The organism is Paraburkholderia susongensis, assembly GCF_900177725.1.
GTDB classification, from domain to species: domain Bacteria; phylum Pseudomonadota; class Gammaproteobacteria; order Burkholderiales; family Burkholderiaceae; genus Paraburkholderia; species Paraburkholderia susongensis.
In genome coordinates, this window is record NZ_FXAT01000005.1 from 422,440 (window position 1) to 439,688 (window position 17,249).

Genomic DNA, 17,249 nt, shown 5'->3' on the forward strand with positions numbered 1-17,249 from the left:
CAGGTCGCACTCCCACGCTCATCGCCCGCCGCGCACAGCCTCCCGCTATGCTCTTTCAAGCGCCGCCATCTCGCGCACGACCACCAGCAGCACCGAAAGACTCGCGCCGCCGGTTGCGCGCAGATCGGTCAGCAGCCGCGTATAACGCTCCAGTTGCGCGGCGCGCTTTTCGCGCCAGGCCTGCACGAGCGAGTCCGGCGTCGAGGCGTCGTTCGCGCCGGCCAGCGCGCTCGTGGTCAACGCGCGCTTGAGCCGGGCGAGTTCGGCGAGCGCCGACGCGCGTGCGAGCATGTCCCAATGCGTCGGCGCCGGCAATGAAGCCGCGCGCTCGCTGATCCAGCCATAGTTCAGCAGCGTGCCGAGCGCGAAGTAGACACCCGCCACCTGTTCGAGATTGCGCCCGCACGTCGACGCCACTTCGGCGATATCGAGCAGCGCCGCCGACACCTCGCCGCTTGCAATGCGCACCGCGAGATCGCTATCGACACCGGCATCGACGAACACGCGCTGCCGCTCGGACAGCGCTTCGAGGTCCGCACCCGGCAACAGGGACGGCCACTGCGGCGCCAGGCGCTGCGCGGCGTCACGGCAGCGCGCGAGCAGGCCCGCCACGTCGTCGCCGGCCGCGCCCGATTGCAGATGCCGCAGGAACCACAGCGCCGAACGTTCGACGAGCCGCGCGACTTCGGCGAACATGCGCGCCTGCACGTCGTCGGCGACGCGGTTGTCGAGCGCGTCGATGTTGCTCCAGATCCGGTCGAGATCGAACACGTCGCGCGCCATGATGCACGCGCGCACGATGTCGCCCGGTTGCGCATCGGTCTCTTCCATGAGCCGGTGCACGAACTCGCAGCCCACGCGGTTCACGAGCGCGTTGGTCAGATGCGTCGCAAGGATTTCGCGGCGCAGCGGATGGCGCTGCATCGGTTCGCGGAAGCGCTGCCGCAACGGCTTCGGGAAATACTCGATCAACATGTCGCTGACGAGCGGGTCTTCCGGCATCGACGATTCGAGCAGCGCGTCGTACAGCCACATCTTGCTATAGGCGAGCAGCACCGCGCGCTCGGGCGTCGTGAGGCCCTGCTTCGCGGCGGCGCGCTCGGCGATTTCCTCGTCGGCGGGCAGGAACTCGATCACGCGATTGAGCCGCCCCGCCCTTTCCAGATAGCGCATCAGGCGAGCCTCGGCATCGAGCAGTTCGACACCATAGCGGCCCGCGATCGACAGCGCCTGGGTCTGATAGTAGTTGTCCGTCAGCACGAGCAGACCCACTTCGTCGGTCATTTCGGCGAGCAGCGCATTGCGCTGCTTCTCGGTCATCTCGCCATCGGCGACGACGAGGCCGAGCAGAATCTTGATGTTGACTTCGTGATCCGAACAATCGACGCCCGCGGAATTGTCGATCGCATCGGTATTGATGCGCCCGCCGCGCTGCGCGAATTCGATGCGGCCGAGTTGCGTCAGACCGAGGTTGCCGCCCTCGGCCACGACCTTGCAGCGTAGATCGGCGCCGTTCACGCGAATCGCGTCATTTGCGCGGTCACCGACCTGCTGATGCGTCTCGCGGCTCGCCTTCACGTACGTGCCGATGCCACCGTTGTAGAGCAGATCGACCGGCGCCTGCAGAATCGCGCGCATGAGTTCGGCCGGCGACAACGCCGCCGCGCTGATGCCGAGCACCGACTGCACGGCCGCGGACAGCGGAATCGTCTTCGCGGCGCGCGGGAACACGCCGCCGCCCGCCGAGATCAGCGACGGGTCGTAGTCGGCCCAGCTCGAACGGTCGAGCATGAAAAGCCGCGCGCGCTCGGCGAAGCTCTTCGCCGGATCGGGATCCGGGTCGAGAAAGATGTGCCGGTGATCGAACGCGGCAACGAGCTTGATATGCGGCGACAACAGCATGCCGTTGCCGAACACGTCACCCGACATGTCGCCGACACCGGCCACCGTGAAGTCCATGCTCTGGGTGTCCACGCCTATTTCGCGGAAGTGCCGCTTGACCGACTCCCATGCGCCGCGCGCGGTGATCCCCATCTTCTTGTGGTCGTAGCCGACCGAGCCGCCCGACGCGAATGCGTCGTCGAGCCAGAAGCCGTATTCCTGCGAGATCGCGTTCGCGTAGTCGGAGAACGTGGCCGTGCCTTTGTCGGCGGCGACCACGAGATAGGGATCATCGGGATCGTGGCGCACCACGTCGGGCGGCGGCACCACGTCCGTGCCCGCGAGGTTGTCGGTCAGATCGAGCAGGCCGCGCAGGAAGGTCTGATAGCACGCGACACCCTCGCGCATCCACGCATCGCGCTCGCTCTGCGGCGGCGGATTCTTCACGACGAAGCCGCCTTTCGAGCCCACCGGCACGATCACGACGTTCTTCACCATCTGCGCCTTCATGAGGCCGAGCACTTCCGTGCGGAAATCCTCGCGTCTGTCGGACCAGCGCAAGCCGCCGCGCGCGACGCGGCCGCCGCGCAAATGCACACCCTCGACGCGCGGCGAATAGACCCAGATCTCGAACATCGGTTTCGGTTCGGGCAGGCCCGGCACCTGCGCGGGATCGAACTTGAACGACAGGTACGGCTTCGGCCGTCCCTCGGCGTCGTAGCGATAGTAGTTCGTGCGCTTCGTTGCCTTGATGACGCCGAGGAACTGCCGCAGTATGCGGTCCTCGTCGAGATTCGGCACCTGGTCGAGCGCGCTGTCTATCGCCGCGAGACAGCTTTCGACGCGCGCCTTGCGCGCATCGCCCGGCACGGGACCGAAGCTCGCGATGAACAGATCGACGAGCATGCGCGCAATCGCCGGATTGCCGGTCACCGCGCGCTCGATATACGCATCGCTGAACGTCGAGCCCACCTGGCGCAGATACTTCGCATACGCGCGCAGAATCGTCACCTCGCGCGCGTTCAGTTGCGCACGCAGCACGAGACGATTGAAGTCGTCGCTTTCGATCGCGCCCGTCCATACCTGCTCGAACGCTTCCTCGAAGAGATCCTTCACGCGCTCGATGTCGAATTCGGCATCGTCCGCGAGTTCGAGGCCGAAGTCGTGAATCCATGCCGGCGTGGCCCCCGGCGCCTCGATCAGATAAGGCCGCTCTTCGTCGACGCGCACGCCGAGATGCTCGAGCATCGGCAAGCTGCGCGACAGCGCAATCGGCAAGCCCGCGCGATAAACCTTGAAGCGGAACGCGCGCGGTCCCGATTCGATCGGCCGGTACAGGTTCATCGCGAGTCTTTCGCTGCCCTGCACGCGCTCGATCAGTTCGATATCGCGCACCGCCGTGCGCGCCGGATAGTCGTCGCGATAGCCGGCCGGAAACGAATCGCCGTAGAGCTGCAGCAGACGGTTGCCGTGCTCCTCGCCGTACACGTCGAGCAAAGCGTCGGCCAGATCGTCCTGCCAGCGGCGCGCGACCTGCACGAGCCGCGCCTCCAGCTCACGCGTGTCGACGTTCGGCATGCCGCCCGGTTTCGCATGGACTACGAAATGAATCCGCGCGAGCGTCGACTCCGAGAGCAGCGGCGTGAATTCGACGTTCTCGCCATTGAACGCGTCGGCAAGCAGGTTCGCGATACGCTGGCGCAAATCGGTGTTGTACTTGTCGCGCGACACGAACACGAGGCACGACACGAAGCGGTCGAAGCGGTCGCGCCGCACGAACAGACGCGTGCGCTGATGCTCCTGCAACCGCAGCACGCCGAGCGCGGTGTCGTAGAGCTGGTCTTCGTCGGCCTGAAACAGTTCGTCGCGCGGATAGGTTTCGAGCACCGTGACGAGCGATTTCGCCAGATGACCTTTTGGCAAGAATCCAGCGCGGCGCACGATATTCGCGCATTTACGCCGCACGATCGGAATTTCCGCGGCCGATACGAAATACGCGGTGGACGTATAGAGCCCGATGAAGCGCCGCTCGCCGGTCACCTTGCCATCCGCGCCGGTCAGCTTGATGCCGACATAGTCGAGATAGCCGGGCCGATGCACGGTGGCGCGTGAATTGGCCTTGGTCAGAAAGATCGGCGAAGAGCCCGCGATGATCTCGGCGGCGGCCGGCGGCAGCGACGTGACTTCCGCGGCGCCGGCGGGCCGCAACGCATCGCGCAGAATGCCGAGGCCGGAGCCCTCCACCGCGCGCAGGCCATAGCCGCTCTCCTGCTGCACCAGTTCGTAGTCGCGCTGGCCGAGAAACGTGAAATGGTCGGCCACCATCCATTCGAGGAACGCGCGTGCTTCCACGCCTTCCGGACTCGTCTCGCGCGCCTTGAGGTCCTGGATCGTGGTTTTCGCGCGCTCGATCACCTTCGGCCAGTCCTCCACGGCCGCGCGCACGTCACCGAGCACGCGCGCGATGTCGTCGCGCAGCGCATCGAGTTTTGCGGCATCGCCGCAACGGTCCACTTCGAAATGGATGCACGAGGTCAGATGCGAGCGCGTGTCGCCGGCTTCCTCGGCGCCCTGGCTCACGCGCTCGATACTGCCGTCGGCCGCGCGCCAGATGCGAAACACCGGATGCACGACCGAATGCAGTGCGAGCCCCTGCCGGTTGACCGCCATCGACACCGAATCGACGAGAAACGGCATATCGTCGTTGACGATCTCGACCACCGTGTGATCGGAGTGCCAACCATGCTGTTCGAGAATCGGGTTATAGACGCGCAGCCGTTGCTCGCCCGGCACGAAACGCTGCGCGGTCTGCCAGTGCGCGAACGCCGCGCCGTAGAGATCGGCGATCGAACGGCTTTGCAGATCGCCGCTGTCGACGAAATCGTAGTAGTGCCGCAGGAAGGGTTCGACGACGTTGAAGGTCGGCTCGGGCAGCCGCCCGCGCGCGAATTCGACGACATCGTTCAGCAGGTGTGTGACGGCTTCTTCGTTCTTTGCTTGCATGATCGACTCCCCTGACTGGCGGCAATGGTGAGTATCGTGTGATTCGCATGCAACGTCTGAAAACGGATTATGCGCCTGCTGCGGGCAATGCGATCGATTGGCGCAGTCAGGTAATACCCGCTAACGAAGCCGCGGCGCTGGAAGCGCTTCTTGCGTCGCCGCGGCGCGGCAGTGCTGCGGTGCGGCTGCCTTTGCGCGGACCGCTCAGAGCGCGGGTTTCGCAGGCGCGGCCGGATCGACGGCCCCGGGCGCGGCCACGCGCGCACTCTCCTCTGCGCTTCGCTGCCCAAGCCATGTGCGGATCTGCGCCGCGGTCCACGCCGGATCGTCGTGCGGCAGATCGTGCCCGGCCCACGGATGCTCGCGATGCGCAGCGCCCCACGCCGCCGCGAGCTTCGCCGAACAGACCGGATTGACGAGCCCGTCCGCGCACGAGGACAAGATCAGCAGCGGACAATGCGGCGCCGCGGCGGCCGCGGTGAAACGCGCGGCGGCCCAGAGCTGCCGCAGCGCATTCGCGCGGCTCACCGGCGCGCTGCGGCGAATCCCGACCCACGCGTCGAGATCCGCACCGAGCGTCTCGACGTTATTGCACGTCAGCCGATGAATGCCGCTCTCGGCATCGACCGCATCGCTCCAGTGCGCGGCGACGCCGAGCAGGCCTAGCCACGCCGATGGCCGCAGCCGCTCGTGCATACGGCTGAACGGCCGCATGCTCGTGTTGATGAGCACGAGCCGCTCGATTTCGCCGGGATGCCGTTGCGCCCAATCGGTCGCCACCATGCCGCCGAGCGACATCGCGAGCACACTGTACGGCCCCGGCGCGCCCATTTGCATGGCTGCCTGCCGCACGAACGCCACCATACCCGCAACGGTTGCCGGCGCGCGCAGATGCGCGAATTCGCCGTTGCCGGGCAGATCGAGAAGCAGCAAACGCGGATCGTGCGCCGCCCCCTCTGTTGCATCGCGCAAGCTGTCGTGCAAGGTATCGCATGAGGTATCACATGACGCAGCGCCCAAGCTCTCGCGCAACGCATCCGGCAAGTGTCCCCAGTGACGCGTTTCACGCGTGAGTCCACGCAGCAGAATCCACGTGCTCATAGGGTGTCCTGTTTATACCAGTGGTCGATCGCGCTTTGCAGCATCTGCTCGCGGCGATTGCCCTGCGGCAGCCAGCGCTGCGCCGAAAACGCCGCGCGCGCAAGGAAGTCGAACAGGTTCGCATGGCGCCGCAGCACGCGCGCGGTGCGATGTTCCTTGACCGGATTGAACATGCCCTGCCGCGAAAACAGCTGGCGCGGATTCTTCTTGATCCATAGCCACGAACCGAGTTCGAGGGTCATCGGCAGGAAGATGTTCGGCGCCGGCGCGCGGTCGTACGCGTAGTCCCATAGATCGCCGTGCAGCAGATACTGGTGGCTCTGCGGTTCGAACGTATAGCCGTGATGCGGATGCGCGTGTTCGAACATGCTTTTCAGCACGTACATCTCGGGCAAATGCGGCATCTGCTTGCGGGTTCGCGCGTAGGGAAACCAGATGCTGTCGCGCCAGCCGTAACCGGAATGGCAATCGAGCGCGATGCTCAACGGCCGCGTGGCCAGTTGCGTTTCGACCACCTGCAGCAACGCGGCCGCCTCTGGCTCCATCGGCTCTCCAACACGGCCGCGATACCACGGCAGCCATGCGCCGACGCGCTGGCCGCCCGCGAGCAGCGGCACGCGTTCGTCCGCGTTCTGCGGCGCGTTGCGCATCAGATCGACGCCGCGCGGATTGGCGCGTGTCGACGCCCACATGCCGCCGGGATTGGCGATCGGCAGAAAGATCAGGCGGATCGCCTGCAATTGCCGCACCAGCAGTTCGTCCCACTCGAGCCGCGCGAGCAGCGAACGCATGTAGTCGAGTACGAGTTGCGAGCCGATCCGTTCGAGCCCGTGAATGCCGCCGAAAAAGCCGATGGCGGGCGCGAGCGGATCGGACGAACCGATGCTCGCGGTGTAGACGGAAAAGCGCCGGCCACGCACCGAGGTTTCGCACACGGCGCGGATTTCGAAGCTCGCGCTGCCGTGGTCGAGAATCGACTTGAGATCTTCGTATTCCGCAAAACTGTCGGGAAGAAAGCTCAAAGGAGTCTGCATGACGGCGTGACCGGAGTGAAAGGGCCATGAGGGGCGGCACGTGGATGCCGCAATATAGCCTGGCTGCGCGTCATCATGCGCGAGCGGTGCATCGCCGCGCCAATCGTGTCACACGCACGTCATTTTTCGTTCGGTCCATCGAATCCGTACTGACTTCTGAGTGACTCTGTTTTGCCATCCTGACGACACATAAGGATGTGCCAAAGATATAGTCGTCTAGACGTTGCGATGCCTTCACTCAACCGTCACAGACGCTTCCTAGAATGAGCCTCACACATGCCGGCAGCAGCCGGCTGCATCGAGGGGATATAGATGGAAGCGATCCGTGAAGCTATTCGAATCGAGCGTTTGAGCAAGACGTTCGGCAACGGCCGCAAAGCGCTCGATGAAATCGATCTGCGCGTCGCGCCAGGCGAAATGGTCGCGCTGATCGGTGCATCGGGCTCGGGCAAGTCGACCTTGCTGCGGCATATCGCGGGCTTCACGGCCTCGGACGCGCAGCCGTCGCAGATCGAGATTCTCGGCCGGCCGATCCAGCAGAACGGCCGCATCGTCAGGGAAGTGCGCAACATTCGCCGCGACATCGGCTTCGTGTTCCAGCAATTCAATCTGATCAACCGGCTTTCCGTCGAGACCAACGTGCTGATCGGCGCGCTCGCGCGGCTGTCGTGGTGGCGGCGTCTGACCGGCCGCTTTCCTCAGGCGGAGCGCGCGCTCTCGCTCGCCGCACTCGATGAAGTCGGCATCGGTGAACATGCGCGTGAGCGCGCCGCGAATCTGTCCGGCGGTCAGCAGCAACGCGCGGCATTGGCGCGCGCACTCGTGCAGCGCGCACGCATCGTGCTCGCCGACGAACCGATCGCGTCGCTCGATCCGGAATCGTCGCGCCGCGTGATGGACATGCTGCGCGCGCTCAACGTCGAGCATGGGATCACGGTGCTCGTGTCGCTGCATCAGGTCGACATAGCGATGCGGTACTGCCCGCGCACGATCGCGCTGCGGCGCGGCAAGGTGGTCTACGACGGCCCGTCCGGCGCGCTCACGCCGGTGCTTCTCAAGAAGCTTTATGGCGACGACGCGCGCGAACTGCTCGACGAGGCACCGCAGGACACCTCTGCCGCGCCCGCGCAGCAGAACGACGCGAGGCCCGCCGTTTCGCACCACCCTTTCGCGCTCGCGCTCGATCCCGCGCATTCGAGCTGAGCTCGAACCAGTCGGCAGCGCGCTGCTTAGCCCATTCAAACCATTCCGCCCATTCCGCTCATTCCGCCCATTCCGCCCATTCCGCCCATTCCGCCCATTCCGTTCACTCACCCGGATCTCTACCGATGAAATTCCTGCGCTCCCTGATTACGCTGGCCGCCGGCGCGGCCGCTTTCGCCTGCGTCGCCGCGGCTCACGCCGAGGACATCAACCTCGGCATCATCTCGACCGATTCTTCGTCGGTGCTGAAGCAACGCTGGGAACCGCTGATCGAAGACATGAAGAAGCAGACCGGCCTGAACGTGAAGGCGTTCTTCGCGACCGACTACGCCGGCATTATCGAAGGCATGCGCTTCAACAAGGTACAGGTCGGCTATTTCGGCAACGCGTCGGCGATCGAGGCGGTGGATCGCTCGAACGGCGAAGTATTTGCGAAGGTCGTGCATGCGAACGGTCAAGGCGGCTACTACTCGGTGCTCATCACCAACGTGAACAGCCGCTTCAAGACGCTCGACGACGTGTTCAGGAATACCAAGGACGTCACGCTCGGCTTCGGCGATCCGAACTCGACGTCGGGTACGCTGGTGCCGGGATACTACCTGTTCGCGAAGCACAACGCGCCGGTCAATACGTCGTTCAAGAGCGTGCTGCCGTCGAGTCACGAGGCGAATCTGCTGGCCGTCGTGAACAACAAGATCGACATCGCGACCAACAACACCGAGATGCTCGACACGCTCAAACGCGAGCATCCGGACAAGTTCGCCCAGGTGCGCGTGCTGTGGACCTCGCCGTTGATTGCGTCGGACCCGCTCGTGTGGCGCAAGGATCTGCCGCAAGCGACCAAAGACAAGATCCGCAATTTCTTCCTGAACTACGCGAAGACCGATGCGCACGAAAAAGCGGTGATGGCTGCGATTACGGGCTACAGCGGTTTCGCGGCGGCATCGGATGAACAGTTGCTGCCGATCCGCCAGGTCGCGCTGTTCCAGCAGAAGCAGAAGATCGAGAGTGACGCGCATCTGTCCGACAGCGAGCGCAAGACCCAGCTCGCCGCGCTCGATGCGAAGCTGAGCGCGCTCAATGGCGCGCAGTCGAAGCAATGAACACGGCCGATCTGATCAGCACGCCGGCGCGCGCGAACGAAACGTCCGCGGCGCAGGCGCAACAGGCCGCGGCGCGAGCGGAGCAAACCACGCACGCCGCGCAAGCGCGCGCGAAGGCCGGCAAGCGCGGCTGGGCGTCGCTGCTCGGCTGGATCGCCGTACTCGCGGTTCTCGGCGGCGCATGGCACGGCGCCGACATGCGTCCGCTCGATCTGTTTAGCGACTCCGCGAACATGGGCCAGTTCGCGAAGGACTTCTTTCCGCCCGACTTCACCGAGTGGCGCAGCTACGTGCATGAAATGCTCGTGACGCTCTCGGTCGCGGTATGGGGCACAGCGCTCTCGCTCGTCTGCGCGGTGCCGTGCGGCCTGATGTCGGCGCACAACATCGCGCCGATGTGGATCGTGCAGCCGGTGCGCCGCCTGATGGATGCGTGCCGCGCGATCAACGAAATGGTCTTCGCGATGCTGTTCATCGTCGCGGTCGGACTCGGGCCGTTCGCGGGCGTGCTCGCGCTCTGGGTGCATACCACGGGCGTGCTCGCGAAGCTCTTCGCCGAAGCCGTCGAGGCAATCGATCCGCGCCCGGCCGAAGGCGTGCGCGCGACCGGCGCGACGCCCATCGACGAAATCGTCTATGCGGTGCTGCCGCAAGTGCTGCCGCTATGGATCTCGTACGCGCTGTATCGCTTCGAATCGAACGTGCGCTCGGCGATGGTGGTCGGCATGGTCGGCGCGGGCGGCATCGGCGTCGTGCTGTACGAGGCGATCCGCTCGTTCAACTATGCGCAGACGGCGGCGGTGATGATTATGGTGATCGTCGTCGTGACCGTGATCGATCTCGGCTCGGCGTGGTTGCGTGAGCGCGTGATCTGAACTGGGCTGAGGTTCGCGGCACGGCGTTTTGCGTACCGCAAAACGCCGCTTTTCTCCCCATAATGCCCCTTCACTTTGGTCGTGCACTCCGTCAGGAGGGCTTTCTGCTGGAATAATCACGGGCTTGCGGCGCGCGAGACGCGCGGCCTTTCCCCTTGCCCCCGCTTTTTCCCGCCGTCGATGGAAACCTTTGTCGTCCTGCTGGTGCTGTTCTCCGCGCTGCTGCACGCCACCTGGAACGCGTTCCTGCACCTGTCCGAAGACCGCGTCTGGCTGCTCGGCATGATGGCGATGCCGTACATCGCGGTCAGCGCGATCGGCGTGCTCGTGTTGCCATTGCCCGCGCCCGCCGCATGGCCGTATATCGTCGCCTCGGTGGTGCTCGAATGGGGTTATCTGCTCGCGCTGATCCGCGCTTACAGGAGCGGCGATTTCGGCCAGATCTATCCGATCGCGCGCGGCCTTTCGCCGATGCTCGTGTTCGCCGGCGCGCTCGTGTTCGCGGGCGAAACACTCAAGCCGCTCGCCGCCACGGGCGTGGCGCTCGTATCGATCGGCATCATCTCGCTCGCGTTTCGCCGCGGTATGCGCTTTTCCGGCGAGAGCGTGCCGTTCGCGCTGCTGACCGGTCTGTTCATCGCGGCGTATTCGGTCGTCGACGGCGTCGGCGCGCGCGTCGCGGGCAATGGCCTCAGTTACATCATGTGGGTCTATCTGATCTGGAACATCCCGCAGTTCCTGCTCGCATGGCATTGGCGCGGCGGCGCCAAGGGGCTCTTTATCGGCCGCACGCTCGTGCTCAAGGGCATTGCGTCGGGCGCGCTCGCGCTCGGCGCGTATTGCCTCATCATCGAGGCGTATCGCTATCTGCCGATTGCGATGGTCTCCGCGCTGCGCGAATTGAGTTCCATCTTCGCGGTGCTGATCGGCTGGCTCTTCATGCGCGAGAAACTGACCGCGCGGCGTATCGTTGCATGCGCACTCGTGACGCTCGGCGCGGTGCTGATCCGCATTTGACATACGGCGCAACAGGCTCCGCACGGGCCTGCGAGGCTCGCTCACCGCACCCTTCGACACGCCGCGCAAGCGGCTCCGGGATCCGCTCGCGCACGCAATTGGCTCCTACATTTTCATCGAAATGGCTCTAAAGTCGAGAGCCAAATCTCTTTATAGTTCGCTCCATGTGCCGCGCCACACGCATGGCGTCAGTCCCAAAACCGGAGCGAGCGAGATGAGCCAGACGAATGCCGAACTGCAGAGCCGCAAGGACGCCGCGACGCCTCGCGGCGTCGGCGTGATGTGCGATTTCTACGCCGCGCGTGCCGAAAACGCCGAGTTGTGGGACATCGAGGGTCACCGGTTCATCGACTTCGCCGCCGGCATCGCCGTGTGCAACACGGGGCACCGTCATCCGAAGATCGTCGCCGCGATTCGCGATCAGCTCGATCGCTTCACACACACCGCGTATCAGGTCGTGCCGTACGCGTCGTATGTCGAGTTGGCCGAGAAGATCAATGCGCGCGCCCCCGGCGACTATCCGAAGAAAACCGCGTTCTTCACGACAGGCGCCGAAGCCGTCGAAAACGCGATCAAGATCGCGCGCGCCGCGACCGGCCGCCCCGGCGTGATCGCGTTCAACGGCGCGTTCCACGGCCGCACGCTGCTCGGCATGGCGCTGACCGGCAAGGTCGTGCCGTACAAGAGCGGCTTCGGACCGTTCCCGTCGGACGTGTTCCATGTGCCGTTTCCCAATCCTCTGCACGGTGTGACGACCGCCGATTCGCTGAAGGCGCTCGAATCCCTCTTCAAGGCAGACATCGATCCGAAGCGCGTCGCCGCCATCATTTTCGAGCCGGTGCAAGGCGAAGGCGGCTTCTATCCGGCGCCGGCCGAGTTCGTGCGCGCGTTGCGCAAGCTGTGCAACGCGCACGGCATTCTGCTGATCGCCGACGAAGTGCAGACCGGCTTCGCGCGCACCGGCAAGCTGTTCGCGATGCATCACTACGACGTCGTGCCCGATCTGATGACGATGGCGAAAAGCCTCGCGGGCGGCATGCCGCTCTCGGGCGTGGTCGGCCGTGCGGACGTGATGGATGCGGCGGCGCCCGGCGGTCTCGGCGGCACCTATGCGGGCAATCCGCTCGCACTCGCGGCCGCGCATGCGGTGCTCGACATCATCGACGAAGAGCAGCTTTGCGAACGCGCCAACGCGCTTGGCGACCGCCTCAAGGCCAAGCTCGATGAGCTGCGTCGAGACGTGCCGCAGCTCGCCGAGGTGCGCGGCCCGGGCGCAATGGTAGCCGCCGAATTCCTCAAGCCGGGCAGCACGGAGCCGGACGCGGAATTTGCAAAGCGCGTGCAGACGCGCGCGCTCGAACGCGGTCTGCTGCTGCTCGTGTGCGGCGTTTATTCGAACGTGGTGCGCTTCCTGTTCCCGCTCACGATTCAGGACACGGTGTTCGACGAGGCGCTCGCGATTCTCGGGGATGTGTTGAAGGAAAGCGTCGAAGTCGCGGCCTGAGGGTTTCGGTCGCGCTGGGAGGTGCCCCGGATTCAGTGCTCGTCCGGCCCCTTCGTCCACGCCTGCTCGATAGCATGCAACGCACTCAGCACGATCGAACGATTCAACGCCGCCGCGAGCGTACCGTCGCGCTCGGCGTACGCTTCGCACAGCCGTTGATGGTCCGTGCACGAGCGCTGCAGACGGCCAGGCAGCGTCGTGCTCAGATGCCGCAGACGATTGGTGCGCATCCGCAATGAATCGAGCACTTCCTTGAAGATGCCGTTGCGGCTCACGCGCAGCTCTTCATCGCGAAACGCGACGTTGGCCCAGAAATAGCCGTCCACGTCGCCTTTCGCGGCGACGTCGGCCAGACGCTGATGCGCTCGCCACAGCGAAGCGATGTCTTCGTCGGTGGCGTTCTCCACGATCGCGAGCGACACCTGCGCATACAGAACGGCGCGCAGCTGATAAATCTCGCGCACATCCTTCAGCTTGACGGCGGACACACGCGGCCGCCGTCGCGGCGACCAGTCGACGAGCCCTTCGCGGCTCAGCACGAACAGCGCTTCGCGCGCGGGCGTGCGGCTCACGCCGAAGCGCTTCGCCAGTTCAACCGAATTCAGATCGTCGCCGGCCACGAGCCTGCCTTCAATAATCTCGCGCGCCACCCAGTCGACGATCTCCGCCACCGGCGACGGTTCGCCGTCGTCCGTCAGCGCGCTTCTGTCGACATTCTGGTCCATCTGCTGTCCTCTTCTTGGAACGTGCCCGAGCGGCCACAGGAGCGGATTCTAGCAAACCGCCCCGCCCGGTTCCGCCCTGGAATCGTCTCATAGCACCAGACAAAGTGTACACAGATTATTGATACATACCTTGTATTCTTCAATGAATACCCATTATCATCAGCAAAGTGTCGACACTAAATCCAAATACGGCACGCTCATTCCATACAGACCAGGAGACGTCATGTACATGGAAAAGGAAATTGCGGGGTCGGTTCACGCCGCGCCCAGCGTGTCGGCACGCCTCGACCGCCTGCCGCCCACGCGATACTTCCGCGGCCTCGTCGTGCGCATCGCGATCGGCGGCTGGTTCGAGTTCTACGAAATGTTCATGGCCGCGTACATTTCTCTCGGCCTCATTCACAGCGGGCTCTATCGCGCGACCACGGCCAGCCTGTTCGACGTCAACGGCTTCGCGAGCTTTCTCGGTTCGTTCTTCGCGGGCATGTTCATCGGCACTGTCGCGCTCGGCGGCTTTACCGACCGCTTCGGACGGCGTGCGGTCTTCACCGCCGCGATGCTGATCTACTCGATCGCGACCTTCATCGCGGCGTTCCAGTCGACCCCCGTTGCGATGGATGTATGGCGCTTCTTCGCGGGCGTCGGTATCGGCGTTCAGCTGATTACTGTGGATACCTACATTTCCGAGCTCACGCCGTCCCGCACACGCGGCCGCTATTCGGCATTCAGCATTCTCGTGATCCTGACTTCGGTGCCGATCGTCGCGGTGCTGTCGTATCTGCTGGTGCCGCACGCGGTGCTCGGCCTCGACGGCTGGCGCTGGGTGATGATCTTCGGTTCGGCCGGCGCGATCCTGATCTGGTTCATGCGGCGCGGCCTGCCGGAGTCGCCGCGCTGGCTCGAAAGCAAGGGCCGCGAGGCCGAAGCGCATGCGATCGTCGATATGATCGAAGCGCGCGTGATCGCCGAGACCGGCGCCACGCTGCCAGCGCCGAGCCTCGACGCACCCGGATCATGCCGCGGCGAACGGGGCTCGTGGGCCGAGATATGGCACGGGCGCTATCTGAGCCGCACGATCATGCTGTCGATGTTCAACTTCTTCCAGACCTTCGGCGTATACGGCTTCGGCGCGTGGGTGCCGGTTCTGCTCTACTCGAAGGGGATCACGATCACACATTCGTTGCTCTACACGATGGTGATTGCGTTCACGACGCCGCTCGGCGCGCTCGGCGCCATGTGCTGCGCCGAACGTCTGCAACGCAAATGGCAGCTGGTGGGCTGCGCTCTCGCCGTCGCTATCGCTGGCGTGCTGTTTGGCATGGTGCGCGAGCCGGTGCTGATCGTGCTATTCGGCTGCATCGTGACCATCGCGAACAACTGGATGATCGGCATTTTCCATACGTATCAGGCCGAGCTGTATCCGACACGCATCCGCGCCCGTGCTGTCGGCTTCGTGTTCAGCTGGAGCCGGATCAGTTCGATCTTCGTCGGCTTCTGGGTGGCGGCATTGCTCAAGCATTCGGGTGTGCCTGCCGTGTTCGTGCTGATTTCGTCAGCCATGCTTGTGATCGTCGTGATGGTCGGTGTGTTCGGGCCGAGGACCAACGGCGTTCGTCTCGAGGAGTTGTCCCAATGAGTTCCATTGCCGCCGCTTTCGCACAGGGCCTTCACCGTCTCGCGCAGCGCCCGTTGCCCGACCATGTCGCGAAGGAAGCGAAGCGCTCGCTGATCAACGTGATCGGCACGTCGATCGGCGCCTGCCGGCATCCGGGTGTCGAAGCCATTCTCGCGACCGCCAGCGAACTGGGCTCGCGTGAAATCGCGCCGGTGCCCGGCCGCCGCGAGCGCGTCGATAGTCATTTCTCCGCGCTGGCCACGGGCTTTTCCGGTCATCTCGACGATTTCGACGACACCCATCTCGCCACCGTGATTCATCCGGCCGCTTCGGTGTTCGCCGTGTTGACGGCGCTCGCTCCCGAAACGCGGCCGGATGGCGCGAAGGCGCTGGCCGCATTCGCGCTCGGCTGCGAAGCGCAGTTGCGCGTGGGCGTGTCGATCTCGCCGGAACACTACGACCGCGGCTGGCACATTACCGGCACTTGCGGCGTGGTCGGTTGTGCGGCAGCGGCGGCGCTGCTGCTCGGGCTCGATGAAATGGGGCTTGCCGAGGCCGTTTCGATTGCCGCGTCGATGTTCGTCGGCCAGCGCGAAGCGTTCGGCACGATGACGAAGCCCTATCACCCCGGCAAGGCGGCCGCGAACGGCATCGCAGCTGCACGGCTCGCGCAGCGCGGCCAGCGTGCGCTGCCGGATATCTTCGAAGCGCCGGGCGGTTACTCGCACTCGCTTTCAACACGAGTCGATTTCGGGCAGATGAACGGCGAGTTCGGTGAGCGCTGGGAACTGCTCTTCAATACCTATAAGCCCTATCCGTGCGGAATCGTTGCGCATCCCGCCATCGACGGCGGGCTCGCGCTTTCCACGCGGATTGGCAACGTCGATTCGATCGGTTCGATTACGCTGCGCTGCCACCCGCTCGTGCCCGAATTGATGGGCAACCCGCAACCGAAGGATGGCCTGCAAGCCCGTTTCAGCGCGATTCACGGTGTCGCGGCCGCGTTGTGCGACAAGCAGGTCGGCCTCGCGCAATACGACGACCAGCGTGTAGTGCGGGACGACGTGTGCGCGTTGCGTGCGAAAACGACGCTCGCACCGGACGCGTCGGTCAAACGCGACGAGGTGTTCATCGAAGCGAAGATGGAGGACGGTACAACGCTCACGCATCACGTCGAGCATGCGCGCGGCAGCCTCGCGCGGCCGCTGACCGACGACGAACTGATGGACAAGGTCCGTCTGCTGGTGGACCCGCAACTGGGCGCGGGCACCGCCGCAAAGCTCGCCGCAAGCGTGGAAGCGCTGCATACCGCGCCTGATCTCGATGCGCTGTTTTCGCTGTGCACTCCGAACAAGGAACTGAATCATGCATAACCCAGCCGCTCAATCCGCCGTGTCGGATGCGCTCACCGGATTCACCGCCATCCCGTTGACGGATCAACACGTGCGGAGCGCCGCGCAACGGAAGCTCGATGAAGCACGCAAGCAGATTGCTGAAGCTGGCGACACAGCGCAGCAACTCGCCGTGCTGCTGCAAGCACAAGACCCAACGCATGACTCGACGCCAAACGACACGCGCACGCGTGCATGGCTGCTCGGCGCGATACTCGCGAAGCAGACACCCGCCTCGACCGCAACGCCGATTCTTGCCGCGGTCATCGCGACGGGCAGCAAACTCGCTGCATCGGATGACGAAATCGCGGCGGCCGCCGCCATCGGCATCGAAGCAGCCGCGCGCCTGCTCGCCGCGGTGGATAACGATGAATTTCGTGCCCGCTGGAATGGCTCATCCGCCGTGGGCATTCTGGGCGCGGCGCTGGCGCTCGCGCGCCTGCATCGGCTCGACGCGGCACGCACCCGCCATGCGCTGGGTATCGCGGCCACCCAGGCGGCGGGACTGGCGCGCAACGAAGGACAGCCGATGTCGGCCATCGAGACCGGCAAGGCCGCCGCCGACGCAATCGAAGCGGTTCTGCTCGCCAAACATGGGTTCACGAGCGCACCAGCATCGATAGACGGCCGGCGCGGCTTCGCTGCCCTGATGGCGTACCGTTTCGATGAAGCCTCGATCATCGAAGGGCTGGGCACACGTTGGGTGTCGTTACCGCAATGAAATCAAATAAAACCGCGATACCGATTTCAGGCGCACATCGATGGAATTGATCGTTTCAGTAGTACAACTGAATAAC

Annotated in this window: 12 protein-coding genes; 8 read left to right on the forward strand and 4 right to left on the reverse strand. The window is 64.7% G+C overall.

Going from position 1 to position 17,249, the window contains the following annotated elements; all coding sequences use genetic code 11:
* Positions 1–45 precede the first annotated feature (45 nt).
* The 3 genes from B9Z01_RS18110 to B9Z01_RS18120 all read right to left on the reverse strand — a co-directional run bounded on the left by B9Z01_RS18110 (position 46) and on the right by B9Z01_RS18120 (position 7,019).
* Positions 46–4,884 carry an NAD-glutamate dehydrogenase gene (locus B9Z01_RS18110; RefSeq protein ID WP_085485460.1) on the reverse strand — a complete coding sequence of 1,613 codons (4,839 nt, stop codon included), beginning with the start codon at positions 4,882–4,884 and terminating at the stop codon, positions 46–48.
* Positions 4,885–5,088: 204 nt separating this feature from the next.
* Positions 5,089–5,985 carry an alpha/beta fold hydrolase gene (locus tag B9Z01_RS18115; RefSeq protein WP_085485461.1) on the reverse strand — a complete coding sequence of 299 codons (897 nt, stop codon included), beginning with the start codon at positions 5,983–5,985 and terminating at the stop codon, positions 5,089–5,091.
* A complete protein-coding gene (locus B9Z01_RS18120) occupies positions 5,982–7,019 on the reverse strand; it encodes a M14 family zinc carboxypeptidase (RefSeq protein ID WP_085485462.1) in 1,038 nt (345 codons plus the stop codon). The genes B9Z01_RS18115 and B9Z01_RS18120 overlap by 4 nt, the downstream gene beginning before the upstream one ends.
* Before the next feature lie 312 nt (positions 7,020–7,331).
* Here B9Z01_RS18120 and phnC point away from each other — a divergent pair, with 312 nt between their 5' ends.
* From phnC to B9Z01_RS18145, 5 genes are all read left to right on the forward strand, one after another.
* The gene (gene phnC, locus B9Z01_RS18125) at positions 7,332–8,222 is read left to right on the forward strand and encodes a phosphonate ABC transporter ATP-binding protein (protein ID WP_085485463.1); all 891 of its coding nucleotides are present in this window, start codon (positions 7,332–7,334) and stop codon (positions 8,220–8,222) included.
* Between the two features lie 125 nt (positions 8,223–8,347).
* Positions 8,348–9,325 carry a phosphonate ABC transporter substrate-binding protein gene (phnD, locus tag B9Z01_RS18130; RefSeq protein ID WP_085485464.1) on the forward strand — a complete coding sequence of 326 codons (978 nt, stop codon included), beginning with the start codon at positions 8,348–8,350 and terminating at the stop codon, positions 9,323–9,325.
* Complete coding sequence (gene phnE, locus B9Z01_RS18135; RefSeq protein WP_085485465.1) at positions 9,322–10,200, forward strand: phosphonate ABC transporter, permease protein PhnE; 879 nt, start codon at positions 9,322–9,324, stop codon at positions 10,198–10,200. Before phnD ends, phnE begins: the two co-directional genes overlap by 4 nt.
* Positions 10,201–10,380: 180 nt before the next feature.
* Positions 10,381–11,217: a DMT family transporter gene (locus B9Z01_RS18140; protein WP_085485466.1), complete on the forward strand. Its 837-nt coding sequence runs from the start codon at positions 10,381–10,383 to the stop codon at positions 11,215–11,217.
* A gap of 214 nt (positions 11,218–11,431) precedes the next feature.
* On the forward strand, positions 11,432–12,721 hold the full coding sequence (locus B9Z01_RS18145) for a 4-aminobutyrate--2-oxoglutarate transaminase (protein WP_085485467.1): 1,290 nt from the start codon (positions 11,432–11,434) through the stop codon (positions 12,719–12,721).
* Positions 12,722–12,753: 32 nt separating this feature from the next.
* Here the strand turns inward: B9Z01_RS18145 and B9Z01_RS18150 are convergent, their stop codons facing one another.
* Complete coding sequence (locus tag B9Z01_RS18150; RefSeq protein ID WP_085485468.1) at positions 12,754–13,446, reverse strand: GntR family transcriptional regulator; 693 nt, start codon at positions 13,444–13,446, stop codon at positions 12,754–12,756.
* Positions 13,447–13,675: 229 nt separating this feature from the next.
* On the opposite strand from B9Z01_RS18150, the gene B9Z01_RS18155 reads away from it, so the two are divergent.
* Genes B9Z01_RS18155 through B9Z01_RS18165 form a run of 3 tightly spaced genes read left to right on the forward strand, consistent with a single transcriptional unit; the run spans position 13,676 to position 17,173 of the window.
* Positions 13,676–15,082, forward strand: coding sequence for an MFS transporter (locus B9Z01_RS18155; protein ID WP_244196057.1), 1,407 nt, complete (start codon positions 13,676–13,678; stop codon positions 15,080–15,082).
* Positions 15,079–16,434 (forward strand): MmgE/PrpD family protein, encoded by a 1,356-nt coding sequence (locus B9Z01_RS18160; RefSeq protein WP_085485470.1) that lies wholly within the window; start codon positions 15,079–15,081, stop codon positions 16,432–16,434. The genes B9Z01_RS18155 and B9Z01_RS18160 overlap by 4 nt, the downstream gene beginning before the upstream one ends.
* Positions 16,427–17,173, forward strand: coding sequence for an MmgE/PrpD family protein (locus tag B9Z01_RS18165; protein WP_085485471.1), 747 nt, complete (start codon positions 16,427–16,429; stop codon positions 17,171–17,173). The genes B9Z01_RS18160 and B9Z01_RS18165 overlap by 8 nt, the downstream gene beginning before the upstream one ends.
* The last annotated feature ends 76 nt before the right edge of the window (positions 17,174–17,249 follow it).